A 7,468-nucleotide genomic window follows, 5' to 3' on the forward strand; every position below is an offset into this window, starting at 1 on the left:
GCACACATGAAAGACCTGCTCCCTGTCCTGCGTGTGCTGGGCATGCTGATGATCATGTTTGCCGGCGCCATGTTGCTGCCCTTCGGCATCTCCTGGTTCACGCAGGATGGCATCTGGCGCATCTACCCCTGGTCGATCGGACTGACGGTTGGCGTGGGGCTGCTGCTATGGGGTGGTCTGCACCGCTACAAGCGGGATCTGCAGCCGCGCCACGGGGTGATTCTGGTGACGCTGGTCTGGGTGGTGCTGCCGCTGTGCGCCATGGTGCCCCTGGTGATGGGGCTGAACCGGGTGGGCATTTCCATCAGTCTCACCCATGCCTACTTCGAGGCCGTCTCGGGTCTGACGACAACCGGGGCCACGGTGCTCAGCGGTCTGGATAAGCTGCCGGTGTCCATCAATGTCTGGCGTACCTTCATGCAATGGATGGGCGGCATGGGGATTCTGATTCTTGCCGTGGCCGTGCTGCCGCTGCTGGGTGTCGGTGGTGCTCAGCTTTTCAGGGCGGAGGCTGCCGGCCCGGTCAAGGACACCAAGCTCACACCGCGCATTACCGAAACGGCCAAGGGCTTGTGGGGCGTATACGCGCTGTTCTCCATTGGCTGTTTCCTGGCCTTCTGGGTCTGCGGCATGCAGCCCCTGGATGCGCTGATGCATATGTTCGCCACGGTGAGTCTGGGCGGGCTGTCGTCGCACGACGCCAGCTTTGCCTATTTCAACTCACCGCTGCTGGAGGCCGCAGCCCTGCTGTTCATGCTGTTGGCCAGTTGCAACTTTGCGCTGTACTTCGTGGCCATGCGCAAGGGGCGCATCGATAGTTTTATGCGCGACCCCGAAATGCGCGCCACGATCGGCGTGCTGCTGGGCTCGGGCCTGCTGGTGGCGCTGCTGCTCTGGGTCAAGGGGGTTTATGGGCCGCTGGATGCCTTGCGCAATGGCATGTTCCATACCGTCTCGGTCGCCACGACCACCGGCTTTTCCACCACGGACTATCTGTCCTGGCCGGTGTTCATTCCCGTTCTGTTGTTGCTGCTGTCGGGGGTTGCCACCAGCGCGGGCTCGACAGGTGGCGGCATCAAGATGGTGCGAATGCTGATTCTGGTCAAGCAGGCCAGGCGCGAGATGACACGTCTGGTGCATCCGCGGGCCGTGCAGCCGGTGCGGCTGGGCGATGCGGTGGTAGATAACCCGATGATTTTTTCGGTGCTGGCCTACATGCTGGTTTACGGTGCCACCGTCATTGTGCTGAGCATGGTGTTGCTGCTGACCGATCTCGACCCTCTGACCGCGTTCTCTGCCGTGCTGGCCAGCGTGCACTGCATGGGGCCGGGACTGGGCGCGGTTGGCCCATCATCCAACTACACGGTGTTGACGGATTTCCAGATCTGGGTGTGTACTCTGGGCATGCTGTTGGGGCGGCTCGAGATACTGAGTTTCATGGCTTTGCTGTCACCGGCGTTTTGGCGTCGTTGAAACAAAGACTGGGGAAAACACCTATCTCATGCTTCAATCTCTACAATTGCCCCCCACCATCGTCTCCTGAGGGTATTTATGGTTCCACATCTCGTCACGGCTTTGACCGGCCCCATTAACGAACTTGAGCAGCGCATTCTCGACTCCATGCCTGCCATTGAGCGTTGGTTCCGCCTGGAATGGATGGAGCACACGCCGCCGTTCTACTGTTCGGTGGACATTCGTAATGCGGGTTTCAAGCTGGCACCGGTGGATACCAACCTGTTTCCAGGCGGCTGGAACAACCTGACCGATGAAATGCTGCCACTTGCTGTCCAGGCTGCGATGGCTGCTATCGAAAAGATATGCCCCGAGGCGCGCAATCTGCTCATCATCCCTGAGAACCACACGCGCAACACCCACTATCTGGCCAGCGTGCTGCAGCTCAAGCGCATCTTCAGCATGGCTGGTCTCAATGTGCGCATCGGCTCCATCAGCCCCGAGATCAAGAAGACGCTGTCCATCACGCTGCCGCTTGGCGACGAGATCAAGCTGGAGCCGGTGATTCGCAGCAAGCGCCGTCTGGGCCTCAAGGATTTCGACCCCTGCACCATTTTGCTCAACAATGACCTCTCCACCGGCGTGCCCGGCATCATCGAGGAGCTCTACGAGCAATACCTGCTGCCGCCGCTGCATGCAGGCTGGAATGTGCGCCGCAAGAGTCGTCACTTCCAGAGCTACGAGGAAGTCGGCAAGCGCTTCGGCAAGTTGCTGGGCATCGATCCCTGGCTGATCAACCCCTTGTTCGGTCATGTGGAGAACATCGACTTTGCCGAAGGCACGGGCATGGAGGCCCTGGCCGAGCAGGTGGACGTGATCCTCTCCAAGGTGCGCCGCAAATACAAGGAATACGGCATCAAGGAAAAGCCGTTTGCCGTGGTCAAGGCCGACAACGGCACATACGGCATGGGCGTGATGACCGTGCGCGATGCCAAGGAGCTGGCCGCGCTGCCGCGCAAGAGCCGCAACAAGATGGGCGTCATCAAGGACGGTCAGACCGTGCACGACGTCATCGTGCAGGAAGGGGTGCTGACCTATGAGCGCATGCACAACGCCGTGGCCGAGCCCGTGGTCTACATGATGGATCGTTACGTGGTGGGCGGTTTCTACCGTATGCACCCCGAGCGTGGCGAGGATGAGAACCTCAATGCCCCCGGTGCGGGCTACGTGCCCCTGGCTTTCCAGCAGAGCAACCATCTGCCTCAGGTCAGCGCGCGTCCGGGCGCCAGCGCACCCAACCGCTTCTATATGTATGGCGTGATAGCACGTTTGGCCATGTTGGCGGCCAGCTACGAGTTGGAAGCCACTAATCCCGACGCAGAAATCTACGACTGATTTCGCAGGCGCTGAGGACAGCGCACAATGCCGACAATTTCATCACTCGGTGACTGCCTTACGAGTCGCTTCCTGAACCGTGCAAAATTCGAAATCCTCGCTAGGCGCCCTGACCCTGGGCGCGATCGGTGTCGTCTACGGAGACATCGGAACCAGTGTTTTGTACTCGGTCAAGGAGGTTTTCGGCTCAGGATATGTGCCGTTCACGCCGGCCAACGTCTATGGCGTGCTATCGGTACTGTTCTGGACGCTCACGGTCATCGTCTCCCTCAAATACGTGACACTGGTGCTGCGCGCCGACAACAACGGTGAGGGCGGGCTGGTGGCCATGCTGGCTCTGGCTTCGCAGACGGTCAAGGACAAGCCGCGACTGTCCAGCACGTTGTTTCTGGTGGGTATGTTCGGTACCTCGCTCTTCTATGGCGATGGTGTTATCACTCCGGCGATTTCCGTGCTCTCGGCGGTTGAGGGCCTGGAAGTCATCTCGCCGCATTTCACCAAGGCCGTGATTCCGTTGACACTGGTGATCCTGTTTCTGCTGTTCTTCGTGCAAAAGCGCGGAACGGCAGGCATAGGCAAGTTCTTTGGTCCCGTAACCCTGATCTGGTTTGCCTGTATCGCCCTGCTGGGTGTGCACCAGATCATGGGGCACCCGGAAATCCTGGCAGCACTCAGTCCGCATTACGCGGTCAGCTTCATCTGGAACAGCCCGGGCATCAGCTTCATCATTCTGGGCTCGGTCGTGCTCTGTGTGACCGGTGCCGAGGCGCTGTATGCCGATCTCGGGCACTTCGGCAAGAAGCCTATCCGTCTGGCCTGGTTCAGCATTGCCATGCCGGCGCTGACCCTGAATTACTTCGGTCAGGGCGCTTTGCTGCTGGCCAATCCCGAGGCAGTCAAGAACCCGTTTTTCATGATGGCACCCAGTTGGGCGCTGCTGCCGCTGGTCATCATGGCCACCATGGCCACAGTGATCGCCTCGCAGGCGCTTATCACGGGGGCCTTCAGCGTGACGCGTCAGGTCATTCAGCTGGGCTACTTCCCACGTTTTGAAGTACGCCACACCAGTGTGAAGGAGACTGGCCAGATCTATATGCCTCTGGTCAACTGGGGTCTGTTTGTGGCGATTGCGCTGGCTGTTCTGCTGTTTCGCAATAGCGGCAATCTGGCGGCGGCCTACGGTATTGCGGTGACGCTGGACATGCTGATCACCACCATGCTGACCTTCTTTGTCATCCGCTATCGCTGGAACTATTCGCTGGCCTTGTGCCTGCTGGCGACGGGCTTCTTCTTCATGGTGGATCTGGCTTTCTTCGCCTCGAATCTGCTCAAGCTGTTTGAAGGCGGCTGGTTCCCGCTGCTGATCGGTGGCACGGTCTTCACTCTGATGATGACCTGGCGCCGCGGGCGCGAGTTGCTGCACCAGAAGTTGCAGGCGGATGCGCTGGATCTGCGTCAGTTTCTGGAATCCACCTGGCGTCATCCGCCCACGCGCGTGCCCGGCACGGCGGTTTTCCTCTCGGGGGAGCCCGGCACCGTGCCGCATGCGCTGCTCCATAACCTCAAGCACAACAAAGTGCTGCATGAGCGCAATCTCTTTGTGACCGTGCGCAACCATGAAGTGCCCTGGGTCGGTATGGACAAGCGGGTGGAGGCAGAGTCGCTGGGCGGCGATTGCTGGGAAGTCATCATTCACTACGGCTTCAAGAACGAGCCCGATGTGCCTGCTGCGCTGGCGCAGCTGCGTACTCAGGGCTGCAAGCTGGACTCCATGTCCACCAGCTATTTCCTGTCGCGTGATGTGATCATCCCGCGCATGAACAACTCCATGGCGCACTGGCGCGAAAAGCTGTTTGCGCAGATGCACAAGAATGCGAGCCGGGTTGCTGATTTCCTGCACCTGCCGAGCAACTCGGTGGTGGAGCTGGGCTCCAAGATCGAGCTGTAAATGCTGTGAGCTAAAAATGCATCAATCGCTTTCCTGTTAAGAGATTGATGCTATTGAATTAAAAGTGACGGCCGTGCTCGCCATGAACAGTCGCACGAGGTGCAGCCTTTCCGACAGGCGTGGTGACAGAATGCACGGATGCGCTTTTTCAAAGACTTGAGTCCTGCCGCCGTGGCCGCAGGCTTTGTGGCTGTACTTGTGGGCTTTACCAGTTCGGTTGCCCTGGTGTTTCAGGCGGCGCAGGCCTTTCATGCCACGCCTGAGCAAATCACTTCCTGGATCTGGGCGCTGGGGCTTGGCATGGGTTTGTGCTCGCTGGTCCCTTCGCTGATTCTGCGCATGCCGGTCATGGTGGCTTGGTCCACTCCGGGGGCCGCAGTGCTGGCGACCGCTGGGCTGGCAGGCGGTTTCTCCATGGGGGAGGCGATCGGTGCCTTTATCGTCAGCGCGGCCCTCATCATCCTGGTGGGGGTGACCGGCTGGTTCGAGCGCATCATGAACCGCATCCCCATGGAAATCGCCTCGGCCCTGCTGGCCGGCGTGCTGGCCAAGTTCGGCATGCAGGCTTTTTCTGCGGTCGAGACCAATCTATCCCTAGTGCTGGTCATGCTGCTTGCCTATCTGCTTTCGCGGCGCATGGCTCCGCGCTATGCGGTCATCATCACCCTGCTGGCCGGAACCGTTTGGGCGGCGCTGCGTGGGCAGATGCAGTGGTCGGCCGTACACGCAGGGCTGGCCATGCCGGTCTATACGGCCCCCGAGTTCTCTTTGCAGGCACTTATTAGTCTGGCGTTGCCCCTGTTTGTCGTGACCATGGCCTCGCAGAATCTGCCGGGCGTGGCGGTGATTCGCTCCACGGGCTATCCGATACCGGTGTCCAGGGTCATCAGCATGACCGGCGTGGTGACCTTGCTGCTGGCGCCTTTTGGCGGCTATGCCCTCAACCTCAGTGCCATCACGGCGGCGATCTGCATGGGAGACGAGGCGCATGAGGACAGAAACAAGCGCTATACCGCTGCTGCAGTGTGTGGACTGCTATATATATTGATAGCCATCTTCGGTGCAGTGGTCACCGGTCTGCTGACGGCCTTTCCCAAGGAGCTGGTGGCCTGCATTGCCGGACTGGCCCTGCTGGGCTCCATAGGGGGTGGCATGGCTACGGCCTTCAAGGAGGAAAAGCACCGAGAGGCAGCGCTCATCACTTTTCTGGTTACGCTCAGCGGCGTTGTCATCGCAGGGGTGGGCTCAGCCTTCTGGGGTGTGGTCGCTGGCAGCCTTGCCTTGCTTGTCCAGAGTCTGCGGGCTCGCAAGGCCTGAGTATCTGCCGTCATATTGTGGTGTTTTGCCCGGCTGGGCATGATGCCGGTATCTACCTCTACCGCTAGAGTTTTTCACCATGCAAATACTGTTTGTTGCCGATCCGCTGGAATCCTTTGTCATCTACAAGGACTCCACCTTTGCCATGATGCGTGAGGCTCAACGCCGAGGACACCAGATCGTGGCCTGCGAGCCCCGCCATATCTCCTGGCAAAGCGGCGGCAAGGTCAAGGCTCAGGTGCGGCATATCACCCTGACCGGGGACAAGGACCGCTGGTTCGAGGAAACCCAGTCTGCGCAGACGGTGCTGGCAGACTTTGGCGCCATCGTCATGCGCAAGGACCCTCCGTTTGATTCCGAGTTCTTCTATGCCACGCACATGCTCGGCCAGGCAGAGCGTGAGGGGGCCAAGGTTTTCAACAAGCCCAGTGCCCTGCGCGAGCATCCCGAGAAGCTTGCCATCATGGAGTTTGCGCAATTCATCTCGCCGACGCTGGTCACGCGCAGTGCCCAGGATATCCGTACCTTTCATGCAGAGCACAAGGACATCATCCTCAAGCCGCTTGACGGCATGGGGGGGATGGGCATCTTCCGGGTTGGCGAAGACGGCCGCAATCTAGGCAGCATCATCGAAACCTTGAATCAGGGCGGCTCCACCAGTGTCATGGTGCAGAAGTTCCTGCCCGACATCGTTCATGGCGACAAGCGGGTGCTCATCATCGGCGGAAAGCCCGTGCCGTTTTGCCTGGCCCGTATTCCGCAGGGCAATGAGGTGCGCGGCAACCTGGCGGCCGGCGGCAAGGGAGTTGCCCAGCCGTTGGCAGAGCAGGACAAGGCAATTGCCGAGTTCATTGGGGAGCGCCTGGTGCAGCGTGGCTTGCTCTTGATCGGGCTGGATGTCATCGGCCACAACGTCACCGAGATCAATGTGACCAGTCCCACCTGCTTCCAGGAGATCTTTGATCAGGCCGGCTGTGATGTGGCGGCGCTGTTTGTCGACGCACTGGAGCAGGCCGCTGGCGCCTGAGAAGCGATAAAGAACCCCGGCAGGCAAGGCCTGCCGGGGTTCTTTATCTGGGTGTCCGTGCCGGTGTTGTCTGGACTGCAAAAATCTGTGTACAATGCAAGGCTTCACTGAGCGGAATGCAAAATTTTGCTAGTCGACCTGAAAGAAATCAGATCGACAAAGTTGTGATAGAATTCAAGGCTTCGCTGATCACAGCAAGCAACGAGATTCAAGATCGGGTTTTCTGATTTTGCACTCGGTTCCTTAAAAAAATACAGCCGATAAGCGTGGGCGTTTGAGGGCAAGCAGCCAGTTCTTCGGAACAAACTCTTCGGAGTTATCAAGCGCTC

General features: G+C 59.5%; 5 protein-coding genes. All 5 read left to right on the forward strand.

All coding sequences use genetic code 11. The features are described 5' to 3' along the window. Nucleotides 1-6 precede the first annotated feature (6 nt). Entirely contained in the window at nucleotides 7-1,473 is a 1,467-nt protein-coding gene (locus DFO48_RS14515) for a TrkH family potassium uptake protein (protein WP_114863817.1), read from the forward strand. Nucleotides 1,474-1,551: 78 nt separating this feature from the next. Next, nucleotides 1,552-2,847, forward strand: coding sequence for a glutamate--cysteine ligase (gene gshA / locus DFO48_RS14520; protein WP_003072589.1), 1,296 nt, complete (start codon nucleotides 1,552-1,554; stop codon nucleotides 2,845-2,847). 79 nt (nucleotides 2,848-2,926) lie between these two features. After that, complete coding sequence (locus DFO48_RS14525) at nucleotides 2,927-4,795, forward strand: potassium transporter Kup (protein ID WP_114863818.1); 1,869 nt, start codon at nucleotides 2,927-2,929, stop codon at nucleotides 4,793-4,795. A 138-nt stretch (nucleotides 4,796-4,933) separates the two neighbouring features. After that, nucleotides 4,934-6,112 (forward strand): benzoate/H(+) symporter BenE family transporter, encoded by a 1,179-nt coding sequence (locus DFO48_RS14530; RefSeq protein ID WP_114863819.1) that lies wholly within the window; start codon nucleotides 4,934-4,936, stop codon nucleotides 6,110-6,112. A gap of 79 nt (nucleotides 6,113-6,191) precedes the next feature. Next, entirely contained in the window at nucleotides 6,192-7,139 is a 948-nt protein-coding gene (gene gshB, locus DFO48_RS14535) for a glutathione synthase (RefSeq protein WP_114863820.1), read from the forward strand. The last annotated feature ends 329 nt before the right edge of the window (nucleotides 7,140-7,468 follow it).

Source organism: Comamonas sp. AG1104 (genome assembly GCF_003350425.1).
Taxonomy (GTDB): domain Bacteria; phylum Pseudomonadota; class Gammaproteobacteria; order Burkholderiales; family Burkholderiaceae_C; genus Comamonas; species Comamonas testosteroni.